This window comes from Ochrobactrum teleogrylli, assembly GCF_006376685.1.
Taxonomy (GTDB): domain Bacteria; phylum Pseudomonadota; class Alphaproteobacteria; order Rhizobiales; family Rhizobiaceae; genus Brucella; species Brucella teleogrylli.
On the sequence record NZ_VEWL01000007.1, the window covers coordinates 201,934 to 222,948 of the forward strand.

Sequence of the window (21,015 nt, forward strand, 5' to 3'; positions counted from 1 at the left end):
AGCCGTGTACACGATCCGGATTATGAATTGCGCATTCTTTGCGCACCACGGCGTGTTCGATGAAGAACACAAACTCGGTCAGCGTTTTTATGTCGACGCCATTCTGGATGTCGATCCCGGCAATGCGCTGGAAAGCGATGATATTGAAGGGACCGTCCATTATGGAACGGCTTTCACGGTGATCGAGGAAATCATCACCGGTCGCCAGCGCTATCTGATCGAAACGCTGGCGCTTGATGTCGCCAAGGCTCTGAGCAAGCGGTTTCCTCAAATCAAGCGCGCCGAAATCACCATTCGCAAGCCCAATGCGCCAGTTCCAGGTGTTCTGGATCATGTTGAGGTCACGGTGGTTCATCCGCAGTGAGTGCAGTCGCAGGACCCTATCGCGCCTGGCTTGGCCTCGGCGGGAATATTGACGATCCCGTTCTTTCTATGGGCAGCGCACTGCGCATGCTGGATGCGCGCGCGGATACTAGTGTGGTCGCCGTTTCACCCGTTTATCGCACTCCGCCATGGGGCAAGACCGATCAGGCCTGGTTTCACAATGCCTGTGCCGAGCTGCGAACCACGCTCGAACCGCTGGAACTGATCGCGACATGTCTCGACGTGGAGCGCTCGCTGAAACGCGTTCGGCTGGAGCGTTGGGGGCCGCGCATCATCGATATCGACATTCTGGCGATGCAAGATGCTGCCGGGCAGCCTGTTGCGATGGCGCTGCCGGAACTCCAGTTGCCGCATCCGCGCATGCAGGAGCGGGCATTTGTGCTTGTGCCACTCAGCGATATCGCACCATCCTTGAAAGTCGCCGGGCGAACGGTTGCAGAATGGAAAGCGGACGTTCCATCATCCGAAATAGAAAAAGCCCGCACGGATGCGGGCTGGTGGAACCAATAAAACTGTAAAAGTCAGTTCTTGGCGATGCTGCCGACGGCGACATTATCAATGCGCTTGAGGCTCATGCCGATAACCGGAACGAGTTCCTTTTCGACACGCACCGACACGGTGACATTCATCGTGTTCTGATCGGAAATGCGGGCCAGCATGGCGCCGTTCAGCTGTTTGCGATTGAGGCCGAACACCATCTTGTTGCCGCTGACGGAACCGGACGTAACGTCGAGGCCTTTGCCTTCCGAACCATCATTGAACTTGCCGGAATAGCCAGAGCCGACGCGGGTGACGGTCGCCTTCATAGGCTGCGAAAAGACGCCGACGCGGCAGCTGCCATCCAGCGTCATGCCAACGGCATCATCCGGTGTGGTGCCAGCAAGATTGCAGACGAATTTGGTGCCCTTGTATTTGCCGGCAACGATTTCGCCCGGGCCGGACCACTGGCCTTCGATCGTCTGGAAAAACTGCTTGTCCTTGTCTGCGGCCAGAACCGGCGCAGCGGAAAGCGAGACGGGCAGCAGCGTCAGGCAGGCAGCGATGCAATTCTTCATATTCGGCTCTGTCCCGGAATTTGCGACCTTTACTGGACGCCATTCCTAATCGTTGTTGGTCAGTATGTCACGACCGAATGTCGTGTCATACGCTGCAAAAAGCCGGAATAACCGGCACTATCAGAAACAACGGACTGGATGGGCACACCGAAACAGGATTGTGCCAAACGACCAGTTCGCGCGATTCTGACGCAGGATTTCTATCCGCTAATAATCGTCGCGAATGGTTAACGCTTGGTTTTTATCGGGCTGGAAGTCAGTGGGTTTTCCCGGAAAAACTCATGGTTGGGCCTTGGGCGCTGCAGCCTTGCCAGACCTGGGCGCGGCGCTTCTGTCGCCATTGACGCGGGCCAGATCGCCGATGAAATCGCTGATACCGGGGCGCTTTTCAGCGTTAAACGGGAAGGGGCGCACGACCTCCATCGCTGCTATGCCGATCCGCGCCGTCATGAGGCCGTTCACCACGCCTTCGCCAAGCTTGGCCGACAGCCGCGACGCCAGACCCTGCCCGACCAGTTGCTGAATCACGCTGTCGCCCATGGCAATGGTGCCAGTGACCGCCAGATGGGCGAGAACGCGCCGCGCGAGCTTGATAAAGCCTAGCGTACCGGGCCTGCCGCCATAAAGCTGCGACAGCCTGCGAATGAGCCGCGCCGATTCGAAAATCACATAGCCAATATCGACAAGCGCCCGCGGGCTGATCGCCGTCACAATCGATACGCGCTTCGACGCGTTGAGAATGAGCGCGCGCGCTTCACGGTCGAGCGGGCGCAGAATTTCCGTTTCCGCGAGTCGGATCAGATCGCGCCCATCGATGATGTCGTCGGTCAAACCGTCCAGAAGCTGACGTCCACGCGCCGTTTCCGGCAGGTTGGCCGCAATGGCGCGCAATTCATCGACCGCTTTGCGCGCAGCCGCCATGTCATCGCGCTCTGCGGCGTCCGCCGCATCCCTGCGCAAATGCTGCACGGAGGCGAGGCGTCTCAGGGCCAGCAATTCACGGGTTATGATGGCGATGAAAGCGGCGAGGGCGACGAGTGCTACCGCCAGAGCGGTCCAGCCGAGCCAACCTGCACGGGCAAAAAGCGCCTGAATGAGATCTTCGGTCCAGATGCCAACGGCAAAAGAAACCAGAACACCCAGTGCGCCGGTCAATATCTTGCCGAGCGACCATCCGCCAAACCAGCCCTTGCGCTTCGGTGCTTCGAAGGCTGGATCAAGAACTTCGAGTTCGGCGGCTTCTTCGTCGCTGAGTTCGAAAATATCCGGCTCTACGACGATCTGCTCCAAATCTTTGACGGCACGGGGTCGGCGCGGCGTCTCGTCAGGCGCTTCCGGTACCGGTTGAACGCGTGGCTGGGGGGCAACCTTGAAGGAGGTCGGTTTGCGCGGTGTGTCATCGCTCATGCCAGACGATCTCCGATCAGGAACTGAAGGGCGCGGTCGAGCCTTATATGAGGAAGCGATAGCGTCACACCCTCGGCGGTGCGTTCAAGGCGCGGGGGGCGGAACCGCACGAAGCGAATGGCAGGGTCTTCCGGTGTGGAAACCTGTTCAAAGATCGCATTAGGATTCTTTGGCAAGTCTCCAGGAAATATAGCTGTTTCTGTTTCACCATCGAAAACATCGCCGTCGATACGTTCGCCCTTGAGAGGCGTCCCGACGATGACCGGAAGAACCTCTTTTCCCTGTGTCACAGTCGCTTCGCGGGTTGCGCGCACGGCTGCCATGGCCAGAACATCGATGTCTGCGCCCGAAAAATTGGCGCGCTCGATGGCGCGTTCTACAAGACGACGTACAATGGCCTGCAAACGATCATGGCTTTCATGATGCAGATGGTCGGCCTTGGTTGCGGCCACCAGAATTCGCCCGATACGGCGCTGGATAAGGCCGGTCAGCAGATTGGAGCGTCCGGGACGGAAACAGGACAGGATATCGGTCAGTGCACGTTCGAGGTCCGCCACCACGGCGCCTCCGGCATTCATGGCCTGCATCGCGTCGATCAGCACGATCTGGCGGTCCAGCCGAGCAATATGCTCGCGAAAGAACGGTTTCACGACATAGGTTTTATAGGCCTCATAGCGCCGTTCCATCATGGCCGCGAGCGATCCGGCCTTGATGTCTTCAGGTGCAAGGTTGGGTAGTGGCGCAAAGGTCAGCGCAGGCGAGCCATCAAGATCGCCAGGCATCAGGAAGCGACCGGGCGGCAGGGTGGACAATGCGCGTTCGTCCGCTTTTCCGGCCCGCAGATAGGCGGTAAAACTTTTTGCCAGCCGCTGCGCCGTCAGTTCATCCGCCTTTTCGGCTGGATCGACCGAGGCGGCATCCGCCAGCCACGGCTGCGCCAGATCGATATGGGTCGGTTCGTTGGCCAAGGCGAAGGAATCTGCGCTGAATTCGGCATAGTTCTTGCCGAGCAGTGGCAGATCGAGCAGCCATTCGCCGGGATAATCGACAATATCGACCGAGAGTCGTCCGGGAGACAGCCATCGCCCCCATGCTGATGCGGTTTCATACTCAATGGTCAGACGAAGCTGCGAAATGGCACGAGTGGAATCCGGCCAGACGCGTTCGTCGATAAGCGCCGACAGATGTTCTTCATATTGAAAACGCGGAACAGCGTCATCGGGCTGCGGCTCCAGAAGCGCGCGGGAGATCCGCCCCGACTTATACGCTTCGAACATCGGCAGCCTGCCGCCATGAACGAGATTATGGACCAGTGCGGTGATGAAAACCGTTTTACCCGCGCGGGACAGGCCCGTCACCCCAAGGCGCAGCGATGGTGAAAGAAGCCCGGTCGCACGTTCCGTCAGTGTGTCCAGTGCGATTTTGGCTTCATCGCCGATGCTGGTAAGCTTTGCCAATGATGTCCTCGCAGGGTGAATCTCGGTTCACGTATAAATAAGATGACGAACCCTTTTCGCAAGACGAAGGCGCGTCAGGCTCCCGGCTGCGGAAAACTTTCAAGAAATCCGTGTTCGCGGCTGAGATCGCTCAGCTTTTCAGAAAAAATGATTGTTGCGAGGGCGGCGGTGGGGAAACCGGCATGCAGACGGTCAAGGCTCTCCCGGTCGCCTTTGGCGCACAAGGCAAGCGCCAGATCTTCCATGCTCGGATTATGCCCGACCAGCATCAGCGTCTCGACATCGCCATGCGCGCGAATGGAGCGCAGATATTCCGCTGCGCCGCCGCTATAGATTTCGTCGTCTATGATGGTTTCGACCTCGACGCCCAGCCTTGTCTGCAGGCCGAAGGCGGTTTCCCGCGTACGGCAGGAGCCGGAAAGCACCACGCGGTCAGGCAGAAGGCCTGTCGCGCGCATCGCCTCGGCGAGCCTGTCGAGCGCGTTGTGGCCTTCCACATCCAGCGGCCTGTCGTAATCCTTCATTCCGGGCTTTGCCCAGACGGCTTTGGCATGTCGTAGGAGAAGCAAGCGACTCATCTGTACCGTCCCGAACGTGGCTACACAGATGTTTTGCCATGATTTTCGCTAAAATGCGCGGTTGCTGCGTCATGTGGCGTAATTTTCCACCGTTGCCTGACGTTTTTCACAGCGGATTGGTGCTGATTTATTGGGCATAATAGAGCAACGGTAACGGAATTGCTGAGATCATGTTTCCCGTTGCAATCTATTTTTAATCCTCGGTGTCATCTTCCAGACATAATGGCCGGAGTATCTGTTGCGCGCGCGATTTGCACAAATTTTTTGCAAATACACACAAAATTGATGCACTAAAAAGTAGTGGGATACGTTTCTTTGATGTTGTGTCGACTGGACGATGGACTTATATAACCGCACGCGTCTCCTAGATGTGGGGTGATTCAGAATGAGTGAATTAATCGACCTTGACTATAGGCCCACTGAAGACGAACCGTTCATGAATGAACGGCAGAAGTCTTACTTCCGAGCGAAACTAATCGCCTGGAGGAATGATATTCTTCGCGAAGCGCGTGAAACGCTTGATGCGCTACAGCAGGAAAATGCAAACCATCCCGATCTGGCGGATAGGGCATCCTCCGAAACGGACCGGGCAATCGAGCTTAGGGCTCGCGACAGACAGCGGAAGCTGATTTCTAAGATTGATGCGGCTTTGAGCCGGATTGACGAAGGCACTTATGGTTTCTGCGAAGAAACCGGCGAGCCGATCAGCCTGAAGCGTCTGGATGCACGCCCAATTGCGACATTGTCCATTGAGGCGCAGGAACGTCATGAGCGTCGTGAAAAAGTTTATCGCGACGACTAAAACATAACGTTGGTTTGAGAAATTTCAAAGGCTGCGGGTGACCGCAGCCTTTTGTTTTTGCATGCCCGCCAAACTAAAAGCGCCAGCGGCATAACCGCTGGCGCTTTTAGCGCCGTTCCGCTTAAAACGGAATCGTAGAACTGCTCTATCTATTTGTCTTTACGCATTATCCTACGCATCGAAGCAGGATCAGAAATCAGTCCAGTGGACTGATTTCCCTGCGTAGGCGCTTCGCACTTCTGCTGGAAATGCTCCAGGCCGAAACGAGAACCGCCTGCTTACGGGCGGGTTTCGTTCTTCGTCAGTTCACCGAGAAGCTTTTCCATCTCATCTTCAATATCATCCGACGTCGTGTCGTCGGTTGCCGAAATGTCAAGCGAGCTCAAAAGTTCGCTTTCGAAGAAATCAGTCGTCAAATCCGCTTCCGGTTCAAGCGTTTCTTCCTTCACGGGTGTCACTTCCGTTTCAAGATCGGCCATGATGGCGTCGTGCAACGCACCCCCCAGTCCTTCCAGATCGTCATCTTCCGTTGCCGCTGTCGGCTGGACCGGTGCGGCGATGGCAACTTCCGGCTCGACGCGCTTCGGTTCGGATACATTGCTGAAATCCGGTGTCACGGTGGACGAAACGGACGGGCTCGTCACGTCGAGCGAAGGCGTGGGCGTGTTTGTCACGGCGGCTACCGGTTCACGCTCCGGCACGATGCTGCCGAGATTTGCCGAGGCGACCGTTGCAGCAGCAGCGCCAGCTGTTGCGGCGGTGGTTCCCAGGTTTGACGTAGAGCTGACCACGCCGCGCGATACCTGGCTCAGCGGATAGGCAGGATGAGCACGGGCAGGCGGCTGCGACGGCTGTGGTGGCTGGGCTGGAAGCACCGTGCGCGGCTGCGGCGGATAATTGGGTGCGGGGCGCGGTTGCGGACGGTTCTGTGGTGCGGCCTGTACGGGCGGCGCGACCGGAGGGCGGATAGGGGCCTGCGGGGCGGCGGGAGTGACCGTCGGTGTCACCGGCGGGCGCGGCGGTACGCGCGGCGCAGCAACTTGCGGGGCTTCGTGTCGGACCGGCTCTTCCTTCGGCGGTTCCGGCTTGCGGTAGACCGGCGTTTCGATGGCCGAACTCAGCTGGATCGCTTCTTCCTTGGCCGGCGTCGGTTCTGGCGCGGATGTCTGTGACGACAAAGCCGGACGCTCGTTCACATCGCTTGTGATCGTCGCTTCATGTTGACGAAAACGCTCGATATGTTCCGGCTCGATACGCGAGTTCTGCACGCGGGCATGGGCGCGTGATTCCATAACGATGTTCTGTTCGACAACCACATCCGTCGGGCCACCGATAAGCAGCAGATGCTCGACATCGTCGCGACGGATGAGAACCAGCTTGCGGCGGCTATCCACGGCTGCGGCATCCATGACGGAGAGGCGCGGCTGGCGTGTCCGACCGTTCGAGACGAAAGTACCACCGCTGAAACGGCGGATGATACTCAAAACAACGAAAATTCCGCCGAGAATGATCGCAAATATAAGCACAAAGCCGACAATATTAGCCGCGCTTTCTCCAACGATGCCGCTGAGCCATTCCTTCATGCGGATACCCTCTTAAATTCAATATTCGAAAAACCCGACGAGCGGAGATTGTGCATCCCCCGACATTCCGCATCATCGCGCAACTTGCACTTTCCAGGACAGTAGTTGAATTTGCAAGCGTTGGGAATGTTCCATCGAATTGCGAGAAATCTATGATCCCCAACCAAAACGGTGAAAAACAACTGCATTTACACCGTTTCCGTGTAGCAACGCTTGTGCTGCTCGCCGATTAAAGCATTCTGCGAATCGGATATACCCAGATGCATGGCGTTTCGCCCCGCTGCGCGATCGATTATGGAGAACGCGCAAGAAGATGGGTGGCGACAGGATCGGGTTGCTTAATGAGTGAAAAGACGTCTTGGCTGATCGAAACAATGCACGGCACATTCACGGCCTGCGCAGAACAGTCATGCAGTATGGAAGGTCGGTGGGCTTGATGTCTCGACAGACGGACAACGCATATCCGAAACCGCTCGTTACACCGAAGCGCAATTCCAGCGGCGCGCTGCGTCTGCTGATCGTCGGCCTTTTGCTGACCGGGCTGGCGGTTGTCTATTTCCTGTTTCGCGACCGGATTGGCGATGGTTTCGCGCTCATCCTGATGGGCATTCTGTCGATGGTCGGTGTCTTCTATCTTCTGGGCGCGGCCACGGGCCTCATTCAGTTCAGCCAGCGCAAAGGCGGGCAGGATCTGGCGCATTCCTTCATGGATTCGCAGCCGGAAGGTACTGTCATCTCCGATTCTCGCGGCCAGATCGTTTATGCCAATCAGGCTTATGCCAACATGACCGGCGTTGCCAATGCCGACGGCATCCGCTCGCTTGACAATGTGCTGACGGCGGAACCGGCAGCATCCGACGCGATTTACCGTCTGACGAATGCCGTACGTGACGGTCTTTCCGGGCAGGAGGAAGTGCGACTGTCTGGCGGGCTGTCCCGTGAAGCGCATGGTTCGCTTGCACCGGTCTGGTATCGGATCAAGGCTCGTCCCATCGAAGCGGGGCAGGATTACAAAGGCCCGCTCGTCGCTTGGCAGATTGCCGACATTTCAGAAGAACGCGCCGAACAGGAACGCTTCTTTCAGGAATTGCAGGAAGCGATCAATCATCTCGATCATGCACCGGCAGGCTTCTTCTCTGCCGATCCGTCGGGCCGCATCATCTATCTCAACGCCACTTTGGCGGAATGGCTGGGCGTCGATCTCACAGCCTTCACACCGGGCTCGCTGACGCTCAACGAAATCGTAGCGGGCAGCGGCATGGCGCTGATCAAGGCCGTCAAGGCCGAGCCCGGCACCAGCCGCAACACGGTGATCGATCTCGATCTCATCAAGCGCAATGGCCAGAGCCTGGCCGTGCGGTTTTATCACCGTGTACAGGCGGCGCGCGACGGGACGCGCGGCACCAGTCGCACCATCGTTCTGGATCGTGCGGAGGGGGATGATTCCTCGGCTGCACTGCGTTCGGCAGAAGTTCGGTTCACGCGATTCTTCAATTCCGCGCCGATGGCCATTGCCGCCGTCGATGCGCAAGGGCACACGCTACGCACCAATGCGCGCTTCCTCGATATTTTCTCGTCCGTTGTGGATCGCGATTCCGTCGATCGCCGCGTGAAGCTCGAAAATGTCGTGCATGAGCGCGACCGCGAAGTCTTCACCAAGGCGCTTGCCGCGGCATTTGCGGGCCAGGCGAGTATCTCGCCCGTCGATACTGTGCTTCCGGGTAATGAAGAACGGCATATCCGTTTTTATATGAGCCCGGTCAGCGATATGGGTGGGGAATCGTCGGAAGAAGCCGCGATCATATCCGCCGTTGAAACGACGGAACAGAAAGCGCTCGAAAACCAGATGGCGCAGAGCCAGAAGATGCAGGCTGTGGGCCAGCTTGCCGGTGGTATCGCGCATGATTTCAACAACGTTTTGACGGCAATCATCATGTCGTCGGACCTGCTTCTGACCAATCATCGCGCGTCCGATCCGTCTTTCCCGGACATTATGAACATCAAGCAGAACGCAAACCGTGCCGCTTCGCTCGTGCGCCAGTTGCTTGCGTTCTCGCGCCGCCAGACGCTGCGTCCGGAAGTGCTGGACCTGACCGATGTTCTGGCCGATCTGCGCATGTTGCTGGCGCGCCTTGTCGGCAAGGATATCGAACTGAAGATTGATCATGGCCGCGACCTGTGGCCAGTCAAAGCCGATCTTGGCCAGTTCGAGCAGGTCGCCGTCAATCTCGCCGTCAATGCGCGCGATGCTATGCCTGAGGGCGGTGCAATCACGCTGCGGACCCGCAACGTGCCCGTCCATGAAGCGGCAAAGCTCAATTATCGCGATCTTCCTGAAGCCGATTATGTCGTCTTCGAGGTGGAAGACACCGGCACGGGCATTCCAGCCGATGTGCTTGAAAAGATTTTTGAGCCATTCTTCACCACCAAGGAAGTCGGCAAGGGCACCGGTCTTGGTCTATCGATGGTCTATGGCATCATCAAGCAAACCGGCGGCTTCATCTATTGCGATTCCGAAGTCGGCAAGGGGACGACCTTCAAGATATTCCTGCCACGCCTTATCGTGGAAAAGAGTGCCGAAGACACGCCCGTCGCGGTCAAGGAAAAGAAGGTCGAAAAGGCAACGGACCTGTCCGGTTCCGCTACCGTCCTGCTCGTGGAAGACGAGGATGCCGTGCGTATGGGCGGCGTGCGCGCACTCCAGTCGCGCGGCTATACGGTGCATGAAGCGGCTTCCGGCGTGGAAGCGCTGGAAATCATGGAAGAGCTGGGCGGCGAGGTGGATATCGTCGTATCCGACGTGGTCATGCCTGAAATGGACGGCCCGACGCTGTTGCGTGAGCTGCGCAAGACCTACCCGGATATCAAATTCGTGTTTGTTTCCGGTTATGCGGAAGACGCCTTCGCCCGCAATCTGCCCGCGGATGCAAAGTTCGGATTCCTGCCAAAACCGTTTTCGCTCAAGCAGTTGGCGACCACCGTCAAGGAAATGCTGGAGAAGCAGGACTGATGGATTTTACGTCCACGTTTCAGCAAGACAGACATGCGTAGCGGTCGCATTGCGGTTTTCGGCGGCGGTCCGTCTGGACTGATTGCAGCCGAAAAACTGTCTGCGCTCGGATACGCCGTGACCGTCTATGAGCAGATGCCGACGGTTGGACGGAAATTTCTGCTGGCTGGAAAATCTGGCCTTAACATCACTCATGCGGAAGATTTCGCGGTCTTCGCAAGCCGTTTCGGCGCGGCCAATGCCCGGCTTCTGCCAATGCTGCAAAAGTTTGGGCCTCAACAACTACGCGACTGGGCTGACGGGCTTGGCGCTGAAACCTTTGTGGGGTCCTCGGATCGGGTGTTTCCCAAGGCGATGAAAGCCTCGCCGCTTCTGCGCGCATGGGGACGCCGTCTGGAAGCGCAAGGCGTGCGGGTGCTGACGCGCCATCGCTGGGTGGGCTTTGAAGGCAATAGGCCTGTTGTGGAAACGGCCAATGGCCGCGAAACCGTCGAATGCGATGCTGCGCTATTTGCTTTTGGCGGCGGAAGCTGGCCGAAACTCGGTTCAAATGGCACCTGGGTGCCACATTTTGCCGAGAAGGGCATTACGATCGCGCCGCTGCGTTCCGCAAATTGTGGATTCGATGTTGCCTGGAGTGAGCATCTGGTGAGCCGTTTTGCAGGCGAACCAGTCAAATCCGTCACCATCACAAGCGCTGCGGGGACAACACAGGGCGAGTTCGTCATCACGAAAACGGGTGTTGAAGGTGGCCTTGTTTACGCGCACGCAGCCGCCTTGCGGGACGCGCTGGAAGCAGACGGGCGGGCCGATCTGGTGCTCGATCTTGCGCCGGGGCGTAGCGTTGAGCGGCTCAAAGCCGATCTGGAACGACAGGACAGCAAGCTCAGCTTTGGCAATCTTTTGCGGAAGGGCGCTGGCTTGACCGGCGTGAAGGCAGCGCTTGTTGCTGAATATCTGCGCGATAAAAATCCTGACAAGCTGGCGCATGCCATCAAGGCGCTTCGCGTCCCTTTGCTGCGTACCCGTCCGATAGATGAGGTCATTTCTTCGGCTGGCGGTATCGTGTGGGATGAGATCGACCAGAATCAGATGTTGCAGAAAATGCCCGGCCTCTTTGTTGCCGGTGAGATGGTCGATTGGGAAGCACCCACCGGCGGCTATCTTTTAACGGCCTGTTTCGCAATGGGCGTTGCCGCAGCCGAAGGTATTGATGACTGGCTACAGGTATCCTGAGCGAATTTGAAAGCTGATTGAGAAATGGCGCACCCGACAGGATTCGAACCTGTGACCTCTGCCTTCGGAGGGCAGTCACATGGTGTTTTTCATCAAGCACTTATCAATAAAATCAATTATTTAGTGTCGCCATCTGTCGCTGGAAGTCGCCATTTGTCGCTACTTACTGTGCCAAAATTGTGCCAAATGTGCCAGTAAAAAGTGACCTCTGCCCCGATTTCCTTGCGGATATCTCAACTCGGAGACTTATAGCGACATTCAGCGACAAAAGGGATTGACGACCGCAAAAATCGCGGTCAGCCTATTTGTAGGTGTTGCCTTTATATCTTTCTCTTAATGCACCCCGGTTACGTGGCATTCCACGGCGTGAAGCGGTTCACGCAGATACGGTGAAGACAGATCAGCATAAGCAGCTATTCCGTCAGTGCGTGAGGCAAACGCATGACTCCAGACTACAGGAGTCGTGTGTCTATGGAACCGCACACCCCCTTGCTGCTCGATTATGATAATGCCGCTGCTGTTCTCGGCCTTTCCCGTCCAGCTCTTCGCGACCTCGTTTACAAGCGTCGTGGTCCCGCAACCGTCAATATCGGTCGGCGCACGATGTTCGCTTACAAGGACCTTGAATCTTGGGTCGATCAGCACCGCAAACCAACGCCACCTTTACCAATTGTCGAAATGCCGAAACGCAAGCGTGGTCGTCCATCTATCGCGGATAAAATGGCTCGTGGCGAAATCTGATGTTTGAAGTCGCTAGCAATAGTGTTGGCGACCTCCTGTTCATCGCAGAAAATATGCACCGTTCTTATGTCTGCCTACATCGGTCGGTTTGATCGCTTATGGACGAGCGCGAGCGTTCCCTACGGTCATCCAGCTAATCAACCCTATTCCCGATGTTTTCGGCTTCCAGAACGGTCGCATAGGGCGACTGACAAGGAGGCCAAACAATGTTGCTTACACGCGAACTCCGCACCGCTCTTCGTCACAACGCAAACCAGTCCGAAATCGCGGAGCGCGATCACAGGCCAGTCGTGAAGTTTTTTACGCCCGACGCTCAGGCAACCTGGTTGTTTTCCGAACTCGCTGCAGACGAGGATACCCTTTACGGCCTCTGCGACCTCGGACATGGCTCTCCCGAACTTGGGTATGCCTCTCTCAGTGAACTCAGTTCCCTCAGAGGCCCTATGCGCCTCTTGGTCGAGCGCGACCGCCACTTTCGCGCAGACAAGCCGCTTTCGGCCTATGCAGCCGAAGCTCGCGCAAAGGGCAGGATAGTCACTTAAGCGACTATCCCCATCCGCCACGAGCGCTATAAAACGATCACGGTGTAACAACTCATCAGCCTTTACCAACAAGCTTTTGAAGTTGGCCGAGCAAATCGATACCTCGCTCAATGCCTTTAAACTCAGCTTTCTCCATCAAATTGCTATCTTGTGAATGATCGTCAGCGCCGAATATGCGCTTGCTCAATTCTTCTTTGAGCGCTCTTTGAGCTTCTTCTGGCAGATTAGCGATAAACGGATCAAACGCCTGCACTTGAAGGAAAAACGTGCGCGATTTTCTTTCATTAATACGGTGCAGGGTGGATTGCTTGGATGCGTACACTGCGAACGATAGCAATAGCGCGGTGAGCGATACGGATTTGGCGACTTGCATCCAGAATAGCTTTTCTGGATAAAGTACTGGCGTAAACCAAAACAGGCTTGCGAGGAGCCATAAGATCGTTGCGATAATACAAGCAATCGCGCCTTTTCGCCAAAGTTGTGCGGCGTCATATTCTCTGTCTGCTATACTCTTATAACCGCCTGTCACGCTGTCATGCGCCACAAGATTATGCAGTTTCACGATGTCTTCGTGTCTTTTTTTGGCGTCTTTATTTATTTCTTCAATGGCTTTATCAAATAAAGATTGCTTCTCTATCAAAGCAACGTTGTTTGATTCAATTAATGTTTCGCTCTCAGCCTTAAATTTCTCTCTGAAATCGTCCATTTCCTTCGCGAACTTCTCATCACGAAGCTGTTTATCATTCGCAAAGTCCGATTTCTGGCTGGTTAGGATACTTGAAGAACTGCTATTCCATTCTTCAATTGTTTTGTTGATTTCGGCTTCAATAGCGTCCGCTTTAGCACTTATAGACGTGACGTTATCGGCAGATTGTTTTGCTTTGGCTAGGCTAGCCTCAGCTTCAGCTTTAAACGCGAGAAAGCTCTCTTTGGTTTTCTTTGCGAAGTTTTCAAATGAGGAGGTTGCAGCGTCAATGTCTGCTTTGCGTGTAGAACGAGCAAATTTCAAAGAACTCAGTTGATATAAGTAACTAAGCGCAGGATTAATTTGTTCGTTTAATGCGTTGAAAAGCTTAGGATCGGAATTCTTGGCAAACTGCTCTACGGTTCCGATTGCTCCATGAGCATTGATTTGGTTATGAATTTGATTCAGCAGATCGATTGGTGCCAACTCTGGATCGAGGCCATTCAGTATTTGCTGCGCTAACTTTACTACCTTTAAAAATCTGGCGCGCTCTATAGCTTGTACGTCATCGATACTTTCAAGTTCTCTTGTCGCTTGTTCTTCGAAACGGTTCAGAACAGTGTTCAACGGATGTTTGGTTATTTGTTCTTGCCAGCGCTGCATATAAAGCCCCCATGTTACATGCGATTCCTTTTATCACAGTCTCAGCCTGGCTACAGCGCAATTTGGTTGGCACGCTCTGCCTTCACCTGTCGCCTATCGGCTTGAAAAACAGGAAGTGGAGTTGCAGGCAACTCATCTCAAATCAGGATGATTTGAAATAAATTGAGTTTGTCACCTATAGGTGACATCTCTCTTTGTTCCTGCTATGTTCCATGTCCGTGCCAATTCAGAATCGAGGTGTGGAAAATGTCGGAACCGTCAGAAATTAAGCTTGTCTTAAAATGGCGAAAAACATGGAATGACCGGGAAGACGATTTCGTCGCCAGCGCGCCCAATTTCCCTGGAAATGTAGGACGATTTCATAAACATATCGCCAGTTCGGAAGGCGGTTGGTCGTGGTCTTTTCAAGCAATGGATTTGCCTGTCTCCCGTGGTTCTTTGGGCGAAACATCAGGCATTGAGCCATCCGCTCGCGAAGCTGCAGAGAAGATAGAGGATATATGGTTTCGCGTCGTAAAAGGCACTGAATACGAGGAAACCGAGCCATCAGATGAACCAAAACCGAATGCGTATGCCGCCGCGAAAGGCCTCTGAATCGCCCGTTTTCTGTGGGTTCAGGTAAGGCAGGCATCAAACTTGCGCTTTAAATGGCACTTCTAGCGCCTTCATTTTTGCGCCCAACGCCCAAAATCTGGATTTCAGGCCGCTAAGTCCAACTTTTCGGGCTTTGCCCGTTGCATGCCGGATTCGAGAAATTCAGCATACAGGCGAACGGCGGCGCGCAAATCAGATCGTATCTTTGGTGCAATCTCTTGGAAATTCGGCAGGGCATCCAGCCTAGCCAATTCGATTCCAGTATCATTAAAAGTCCGACCGCCGAGCAAACGCCTAGCCTTTAGCAATTGCGATTTCACATTCCTTGCAGACTGATATGAGCGGCCCCGCTGCATAAGCCAACGCGTAAAATTTCCTTGTATTGCAGGCAGATTTTCGCCTGTTTGGCGGCTCAAGATCACTTTGCCGATAGCCTTTGCCAAACCTACAGGGACCGCGTTCGCAATGAGTTTCATATTCTCGTGCTTTGAACTGCCTCGCCATTCCCAGTCTGTCGGAAAACCTTGCAGTTGCCCTATCTGTGCCAGCGACGGCACCACAGTTCCGGTAGCCACTTCACGCCCCTCGGGGATAGGACGCCACGACGATGCAATTATGGTCGGCGCAGGCTCGCAGGCCTGCCAAACGGCCTTGTTCATGCGAAATCGTGGATAGAGAAATATTGGCGGACAATCCGCCCCGAAAACGTCGCCAAGTGTTGTTTGCTGCTCAGATCGTGCTTCCATAAGCGCCGAGCTTAAAAAGCCGTCTCTTTCGCCAAGACGGCCTATAATAAATAGGCGTTTCCGAGATTGGGCGACACCGTAATACGAAGCGTCAAGTTTCGCTTCCGTCAGACCGTACCCCGCTCGGACCAATATTGTCCGTGCTTCTGCCCAAACCCTGGATCTGCGGGCCTGTTCAACATTTTCCATCAAGAACCATTGTGGCCTCGCAATAGTGACGAGCATGGCAAACGCCTTCGTCATATTCGCGTTTTCGCCTTCCTGTCTCTCCCCCGCAACCGAATAGTCCTGACATGGTGGGCCTCCGGCTATCATGTCCGGTTGCAGGCTGGATAGCATCGGGCCGATACCGAGAATGTCATTTAGATTATGCGCCCATACATGACTTCCGATATTTGCGCGATATGTGGAAATCGCAGGCTGCCAATTGTCGTAAGCCCTAATTACATCAAAGCCCGCATTCCGAAGCCCGCAGGACATGCCGCCCGCACCACAAAACAGATCAATTACCCGCACAATTACCCGCCTTCTTGTAATGGAATATTCCGTTACAAGAATTGTCGGATCAGACAATGCTAAAATCAAATTTTTCACAGTCCGCCGACAGGTTTTGTAACTGTCGGCGGATGATTGAAATATTAGCTCATGGGCGGAAGGTTAGTATGTAGATCAGGAAACGCTGAGTAAATCTTGTCCGTTATGACGCTTAATGCCTTTCGCTTCCGCTCCGTAAGCTCGACTTCAATCCGTCGCCCTTCGAAGGTTGTGACGTAAGTATCTTCCACTATCCTGCCAGGAAGGTATTCCTTCATATGGCCATGATCGACTGCGTGTTTCTTTACGGCGTCCAAAGAGGAAATAGCTTCGGCTCTATGACCTGCAGCATGTCTTGCGTCGTTGTAGTTTGGGAAATTGGTTTCAAGATCACGATTAGCTTCACGTAACAGATCATGCTTGGTTATCGCACGAATAGTGGGTGTGTCTTTCATCGTTGAACGAATGGCATTTAAGGACTTCCCGAAATGAAAAACTGTCATACAAGCTTCTCGGCCAGCCATTTGATTCCAAAGATCCAGCGCATGCATATTCTTTGTAAATTCGATTGTACCCCTAATATTGACGTTCTGAACTTGTTTTCTGAGGCCGTCGATATGAAGGTGCAGACCAATTGCGGCGGCATAGTCGTTAACATAAGCGTTTAATGCTTGAAGATTGTAAATCAGCATCATCGAATGATACTGTTCATCGTCATCTTTTATCGTGTTGATAAATGCTTGTAGCTTTCCCATATCGTGCACACCGGGTTCGCTAGTATCAAATACATTCATAGTCCCCCCCCAATTTGATTAAGCCCTTAATAAATGAGAATGAATTCCCCAAAAGCAAGCCCCACTCATCTTCCAAATCTCGAAGCTCTTTTCTGTCAACTTTTTGGTGGAATTTTCCGCTCATCAGAATGGGATTTCGCCATGTGGACTTATATATCCAATAGGTGGGGCGTTAGCTCCCACCGTCTTGGGTAGGTGTTGATTATCTGGAGATGTATCTCTGAAAACAATATTATTTTCAATCCCTTGAGACATACCACTTTCGGATTCGATAGCAGCATTATGTTCCTCAACCATCTTCGCCGCTGTTTCTTCATCAACGATCTTCCACGCGTCGGGGGTTTTGATCATCTGTTCGCCAGACGTATCAAAAATCACAAAACGCCCGCTCGGACGTTCGCTGAATCCGAAACCAGCAGTTTGAGCCAATCCGAAAAACACCTTTCTAAACCGCCAAACGGTCAATTCACGGCCTTTGCGTTTTTCGACAAGTTTATCAACCGCGAATTTCAGCGCATTTGAAAACCCAAGGGATGCCGCAGCTTCCCGAATTTCCGCCTCTTGTGGCATGTCATTCTTGAAAACAAAACGCGCCACCGCCCCAAGTGCGCCAATTGTCTGACTAACCTCTTCGCCATAGCCATTTTCAGCCAGTTTCCGTAAGGGCATAGGCGGTAGTGGATCGACGGCCAGGCGATTGATAATCGTAGCGGATTCTGCAACCTCATCTACGTCAACCCCCATCATTTCCCATTCGGCCACCGCCTCACGTAGCCATTGCAACTCAATTGGGTCCATGTCCGAATCCGGCCACATGCCAATTGCTATGGCTGCATGCCACGCTTCCATTGCAGCCGCATCCGAATGCTCGCGTAGAACTATGTTCAGTCCAGCCAATGTCTCGTCGTCTTCGTCCAATCTCGCAATGTCCGCCCTTGTAGCTTCCGCTAGCTTCGACAACTCGCGCACCTTGATCATGTGACGCATAGCTATTGCCATTCTGGCATCTTCCGGCTCGAGGTCACCACGATGTGCGCATTTCCACAAAACATCCCAAATTTCATTGGGCGCACGACTGGAATCGAGCCCGATCCACGTATGTGTCCGAGTGCGGCGAATCCATTTCCAAGCGCGGTAACGCTCAGAATCCAGCATCTCTTTCACTGCCTTTTCCTCGCGCTTAAACTCCTTCCTTTCTTCGCCAAATAGCTTTTTATCGCCTATCTCTTTTTTCCATTGTTCAAATTTTTCGACCCGCTTCCGGTCAACCTTCTGCTCTTGTCTGGTCGAATATCTGGCTGCATATCGGGCTGCAGATGTAGCAGTCTCCGCCGAGCCATCGCTACTCGGTTTCGGGCTATAGCGCTTGTCAGTATCGCCAATAACGCGGGCATCGCATCCGCGATCCTGTCCCTTGCCGTCAGCCTCAAGACGTGTCGAAAATTTCTTACGGAATTCGTCGCAAACGCTCCGCGCTTCATCCAATGTCGGCACTGCCAATAGTATATGTCTGTGTGGTGATCCCGATTGCTGAGGCTGTCCGCACCACATTCCGGATGGTCGAATTTTCTTATTGCGAAGGATTTGAAGGACGATTTTCATATCGTCTTGAATCTTGTCCAATGCTTCCCACGGCCCGAATTTACGCGGATCGTGCTCACTGGTCCGTGTCTCTTCATTTGTCGCGTGACATACAAATTCGCCTGGTAGCGTGACCGTAATCCAGCAGACTTGCCAGCCCAATGCCTTCCAACGTGCAAGCATCATGTCAATCATCAGTGAGCGCTTTGCCGTCGCCTGTCGTTTCGCCTTTTCATTAAGCTCTATCATGGATATTTGCACGGTCGGATCATCGACTTTCACAAGTCGCAGACCCTGCAAAATTTCCTCCGTTAAATCGACATGCTCGCGATACAAGCCTACGAGATAATCACTCACATAAGTCGGTCTTGCCCATGCATTGCGACCGCCAACGGCCTTCAAAGCGCCCTCAACGCGCAAAATCGTCTTGCGCTGCAACTTCGCGATCTTACGCAGATGCCATCTTTCATCGCGGCGACGTCTCTGGTCTGGATGCTGGTTGATAAGATTGCCGTCTTTATCCTTGCACGGCCAATCAAGCGCATATGTAGCGGCCTCGTTTGCGGCCATCTCGCGTAGCTTCTCAGGCCGCAGGCCAAGCACTTCCAGCCCTTCCCATCCCACAAGTTCAATAATCAATTTCTCGCGTTCAACGCGGCGGGCATTGCTCAGTTTCTCCAAAAACTTGCGCCATTCTGGGGGTAAGAAACTGGCAACGTGCTCATGCGCCCGCGCTTTTTGCGCCAGTACCTTGTCGGATGGAGCGACAAACTCCACCGTGTGGCGAGGCAAAGCCTTTCGGCTCGGCTTTTCAGCCTCTTCCTCATCCAGCGCCGTGAAATCCGCTCGCAAACGCTCTTCCGGCGTTTCCGGCTCAATCTTGCCGTCAAGAAGATCATAAAAATCGATTTTTCCGCCGACAGAACCGCCGTTCTCAAATTCCGATTCAAATTCTTTTCTGAAAAACCCGCGCCCAAGCAACGGTGCAGCCGCCAGCCTTTGGGCTAGAAAACTCTTGCCTGCCGGAGCTTCGTCAACAAATTTTGCTTTTTGGGGTAGACTATTCTGTGTGCTGAAAACCGGGGTTTCCAGCAAGCGCGTCACCGCGTGTTAAATGGCGTCTTTACAATTTTAAGCGTCTGAATCATCATGATTTTAGTTCCTTAAAGACCCCTAGCCTTGCCGGGCTATGATGGGGTCTTTTTAGTTTGCCGCGCACATTTCACTTCTGTCAAATCCAGAGCCTGTGCTCGCCGACAGAAATGCCTCGCTGCATCAATCTGGATATAACCTTTGGCAGATGATCGCGAGTTCATTTGTCTATCAAGTGATCACACGTCTGAATACATCATTTAGGTATGCTTGTTCATGGATGCTGAAATGCGTGGTCCCGACCTTTTCAAAGCCCTGCTTTAGATAGAAGGCAATTGCCGGGGAGTTTTCGGAATTGGTGGTCAGCCAGACCGATGGAGCATCCGCAGTCCGTGCATAATTCAGCCCTTGCACCAGGAGCGCCTTGCCGAGACCTCTGCCATGGTGACGCGGCTGAACGTAAAGGGTCGATATCTCCATGGCCGAACAGTTCGCGACAGGAGCCACCTTTTCGTGGCTGATGCGGATAAACCCATCAAGGCCGTCCTCGTTCTCGGACACGATCACATGCTCGTTGGGATCTTCGAGCAGCGCTGCCAGCTTGGCCGATGTGAATTCGCTAAGGGCAAATTCTGCAAAGAAGGCATTCACGCCTCTCTTGATATAGGTCCCCAGCCAAACTTCGATTGAAATAGCGGCAAGGACTGGGGCATCAGACGGCCGCGCAATACGAAATTTCATATTTTAGTTTCCAGCATTCTACGGTTTCCGCTAGGTTTTAGTGGTATGTACTGGTGATAGCAATGTCGCGCGAATTCGCTTTCAGTCATGCGCTCAATTTCATCCGCACCGACACCAATGCTACGCAAAATCCTGTCAACTTTTTCACTAACCATATTAGCCCTCCGCATGGATTAGCCTTTGCCCAATACGACCAGTGCTTATCACGTCAAGAGAACGATTGAATAATATTATCGCAGAGGTGGAGATTGAACCTCATGCAGCGGGGTAACACTCGCTCTACCCAACGTCGATTTTTAGCGCCAAATCCGGCCATCGCCTTCACCGCGCCACGGGTCGCGGTTCAAGCGGGCCTCCTTAAGCGCCAAAAATAGGACATTGGGACCCGTCGCTCAGTGACGGCAGACTAGCCGACGCCTCCCTTCGGTCGCAATCCCGCCCGCCGATGCGGGCAGGATTGTTAAAAGCGTATGTCGGCCCGCCTGCCGTCAACCCCGCCGCGTAAGCCCCTATAATAATTGCAGGAATCCCAAAAATACCGCTTGCAATCCAAGTCGCGACTGGCTAAGAAGCGCATCCAACTTAAAGGCAACCATCATGGATAGGGTCACAGACATTCATTTTCCTCATCTACCGAGCCATTTCCGGGCGTCGGATCACATAGGGAAAACGATATATGTCTGCACCTCACGCCTTTTACGCTAGCGGCCATCCGTATTGCCTCATCAGAGAATGCTCCCGAACGGATAGCACATTGCCTCACCAGAATGCTCCCTATCCTCCGGTGAAC

At 54.1% G+C, this 21,015-nt stretch carries 18 protein-coding genes; 8 read left to right on the forward strand and 10 right to left on the reverse strand.

Annotated elements, in window-relative coordinates:
- Window positions 1–4 precede the first annotated feature (4 nt).
- Together folB and folK are read left to right on the forward strand one after the other, a co-directional pair.
- Window positions 5–364, forward strand: a complete 360-nt coding sequence (gene folB / locus FIC94_RS13360) for a dihydroneopterin aldolase (RefSeq protein WP_109368933.1) — start codon at window positions 5–7, stop codon at window positions 362–364.
- A gap of 68 nt (window positions 365–432) precedes the next feature.
- Window positions 433–894 (forward strand): 2-amino-4-hydroxy-6-hydroxymethyldihydropteridine diphosphokinase, encoded by a 462-nt coding sequence (gene folK, locus FIC94_RS13365; protein WP_235858880.1) that lies wholly within the window; start codon window positions 433–435, stop codon window positions 892–894.
- Between the two features lie 11 nt (window positions 895–905).
- Here folK and FIC94_RS13370 read toward each other — a convergent pair whose 3' ends face one another.
- From FIC94_RS13370 to FIC94_RS13385, 4 genes are all read right to left on the reverse strand, one after another.
- Window positions 906–1,439: a hypothetical protein gene (locus tag FIC94_RS13370; protein ID WP_109368935.1), complete on the reverse strand. Its 534-nt coding sequence runs from the start codon at window positions 1,437–1,439 to the stop codon at window positions 906–908.
- Between the two features lie 279 nt (window positions 1,440–1,718).
- The gene (locus tag FIC94_RS13375; protein ID WP_140025188.1) at window positions 1,719–2,846 is read right to left on the reverse strand and encodes a YcjF family protein; all 1,128 of its coding nucleotides are present in this window, start codon (window positions 2,844–2,846) and stop codon (window positions 1,719–1,721) included.
- Window positions 2,843–4,303: a YcjX family GTP-binding protein gene (locus FIC94_RS13380; RefSeq protein WP_109368937.1), complete on the reverse strand. Its 1,461-nt coding sequence runs from the start codon at window positions 4,301–4,303 to the stop codon at window positions 2,843–2,845. Before FIC94_RS13380 ends, FIC94_RS13375 begins: the two co-directional genes overlap by 4 nt.
- A gap of 74 nt (window positions 4,304–4,377) precedes the next feature.
- Complete coding sequence (locus FIC94_RS13385; protein WP_140025189.1) at window positions 4,378–4,881, reverse strand: SixA phosphatase family protein; 504 nt, start codon at window positions 4,879–4,881, stop codon at window positions 4,378–4,380.
- 385 nt (window positions 4,882–5,266) lie between these two features.
- Here FIC94_RS13385 and dksA point away from each other — a divergent pair, with 385 nt between their 5' ends.
- Window positions 5,267–5,683: an RNA polymerase-binding protein DksA gene (gene dksA / locus FIC94_RS13390; RefSeq protein ID WP_109368939.1), complete on the forward strand. Its 417-nt coding sequence runs from the start codon at window positions 5,267–5,269 to the stop codon at window positions 5,681–5,683.
- 278 nt (window positions 5,684–5,961) lie between these two features.
- On the opposite strand, the gene FIC94_RS13395 is transcribed toward dksA, so the two are convergent.
- Window positions 5,962–7,266 (reverse strand): flagellar biosynthetic protein FliO, encoded by a 1,305-nt coding sequence (locus FIC94_RS13395; RefSeq protein ID WP_140025190.1) that lies wholly within the window; start codon window positions 7,264–7,266, stop codon window positions 5,962–5,964.
- Between the two features lie 436 nt (window positions 7,267–7,702).
- Here FIC94_RS13395 and cckA point away from each other — a divergent pair, with 436 nt between their 5' ends.
- The 4 genes from cckA (at window position 7,703) to FIC94_RS13420 (ending at window position 12,795) form a co-directional block, all read left to right on the forward strand.
- The gene (gene cckA / locus FIC94_RS13400; protein ID WP_140025191.1) at window positions 7,703–10,276 is read left to right on the forward strand and encodes a cell cycle histidine kinase CckA; all 2,574 of its coding nucleotides are present in this window, start codon (window positions 7,703–7,705) and stop codon (window positions 10,274–10,276) included.
- 33 nt (window positions 10,277–10,309) lie between these two features.
- Window positions 10,310–11,512: a TIGR03862 family flavoprotein gene (locus FIC94_RS13405; protein ID WP_140025192.1), complete on the forward strand. Its 1,203-nt coding sequence runs from the start codon at window positions 10,310–10,312 to the stop codon at window positions 11,510–11,512.
- 471 nt (window positions 11,513–11,983) lie between these two features.
- Window positions 11,984–12,253, forward strand: coding sequence for a helix-turn-helix domain-containing protein (locus tag FIC94_RS13415; RefSeq protein WP_180917985.1), 270 nt, complete (start codon window positions 11,984–11,986; stop codon window positions 12,251–12,253).
- 206 nt (window positions 12,254–12,459) lie between these two features.
- Window positions 12,460–12,795 carry a DUF2958 domain-containing protein gene (locus tag FIC94_RS13420; protein WP_140025194.1) on the forward strand — a complete coding sequence of 112 codons (336 nt, stop codon included), beginning with the start codon at window positions 12,460–12,462 and terminating at the stop codon, window positions 12,793–12,795.
- 55 nt (window positions 12,796–12,850) lie between these two features.
- On the opposite strand, the gene FIC94_RS13425 is transcribed toward FIC94_RS13420, so the two are convergent.
- Window positions 12,851–14,143: a hypothetical protein gene (locus tag FIC94_RS13425; protein WP_140025195.1), complete on the reverse strand. Its 1,293-nt coding sequence runs from the start codon at window positions 14,141–14,143 to the stop codon at window positions 12,851–12,853.
- Between the two features lie 246 nt (window positions 14,144–14,389).
- Between FIC94_RS13425 and FIC94_RS13430 the strand changes: the two genes are divergently transcribed.
- Window positions 14,390–14,737 carry a hypothetical protein gene (locus FIC94_RS13430; RefSeq protein WP_140025196.1) on the forward strand — a complete coding sequence of 116 codons (348 nt, stop codon included), beginning with the start codon at window positions 14,390–14,392 and terminating at the stop codon, window positions 14,735–14,737.
- Between the two features lie 104 nt (window positions 14,738–14,841).
- Here the strand turns inward: FIC94_RS13430 and FIC94_RS13435 are convergent, their stop codons facing one another.
- From FIC94_RS13435 to FIC94_RS13450, 4 genes are all read right to left on the reverse strand, one after another.
- The gene (locus tag FIC94_RS13435; RefSeq protein ID WP_235892006.1) at window positions 14,842–16,077 is read right to left on the reverse strand and encodes a DNA cytosine methyltransferase; all 1,236 of its coding nucleotides are present in this window, start codon (window positions 16,075–16,077) and stop codon (window positions 14,842–14,844) included.
- Window positions 16,078–16,121: 44 nt separating this feature from the next.
- Window positions 16,122–16,811 (reverse strand): hypothetical protein, encoded by a 690-nt coding sequence (locus FIC94_RS13440; protein WP_140025197.1) that lies wholly within the window; start codon window positions 16,809–16,811, stop codon window positions 16,122–16,124.
- 123 nt (window positions 16,812–16,934) lie between these two features.
- On the reverse strand, window positions 16,935–19,487 hold the full coding sequence (locus FIC94_RS13445) for a replication endonuclease (RefSeq protein WP_140025198.1): 2,553 nt from the start codon (window positions 19,485–19,487) through the stop codon (window positions 16,935–16,937).
- Between the two features lie 228 nt (window positions 19,488–19,715).
- On the reverse strand, window positions 19,716–20,225 hold the full coding sequence (locus tag FIC94_RS13450; protein ID WP_140025199.1) for a GNAT family N-acetyltransferase: 510 nt from the start codon (window positions 20,223–20,225) through the stop codon (window positions 19,716–19,718).
- Window positions 20,226–21,015: the final 790 nt, after the last annotated feature.

Bases quoted from the DNA above. Each gene is read 5' to 3' on its own strand.
- FIC94_RS13375 (WP_140025188.1), bottom strand. From the start codon at position 2,846: ATGAGCGATGACACACCGCGCAAACCGACCTCCTTCAAGGTTGCCCCC.
- cckA (WP_140025191.1), top strand. From the start codon at position 7,703: ATGTCTCGACAGACGGACAACGCATATCCGAAACCGCTCGTTACACCG.
- FIC94_RS13450 (WP_140025199.1), bottom strand. From the start codon at position 20,225: ATGAAATTTCGTATTGCGCGGCCGTCTGATGCCCCAGTCCTTGCCGCT.
- FIC94_RS13385 (WP_140025189.1), bottom strand. From the start codon at position 4,881: ATGAGTCGCTTGCTTCTCCTACGACATGCCAAAGCCGTCTGGGCAAAG.
- FIC94_RS13425 (WP_140025195.1), bottom strand. From the start codon at position 14,143: ATGCAGCGCTGGCAAGAACAAATAACCAAACATCCGTTGAACACTGTT.
- FIC94_RS13395 (WP_140025190.1), bottom strand. From the start codon at position 7,266: ATGAAGGAATGGCTCAGCGGCATCGTTGGAGAAAGCGCGGCTAATATT.
- FIC94_RS13430 (WP_140025196.1), top strand. From the start codon at position 14,390: ATGTCGGAACCGTCAGAAATTAAGCTTGTCTTAAAATGGCGAAAAACA.
- FIC94_RS13405 (WP_140025192.1), top strand. From the start codon at position 10,310: ATGCGTAGCGGTCGCATTGCGGTTTTCGGCGGCGGTCCGTCTGGACTG.
- folK (WP_235858880.1), top strand. From the start codon at position 433: ATGGGCAGCGCACTGCGCATGCTGGATGCGCGCGCGGATACTAGTGTG.
- dksA (WP_109368939.1), top strand. From the start codon at position 5,267: ATGAGTGAATTAATCGACCTTGACTATAGGCCCACTGAAGACGAACCG.
- FIC94_RS13420 (WP_140025194.1), top strand. From the start codon at position 12,460: ATGTTGCTTACACGCGAACTCCGCACCGCTCTTCGTCACAACGCAAAC.
- FIC94_RS13440 (WP_140025197.1), bottom strand. From the start codon at position 16,811: ATGAATGTATTTGATACTAGCGAACCCGGTGTGCACGATATGGGAAAG.
- FIC94_RS13370 (WP_109368935.1), bottom strand. From the start codon at position 1,439: ATGAAGAATTGCATCGCTGCCTGCCTGACGCTGCTGCCCGTCTCGCTT.
- FIC94_RS13415 (WP_180917985.1), top strand. From the start codon at position 11,984: ATGGAACCGCACACCCCCTTGCTGCTCGATTATGATAATGCCGCTGCT.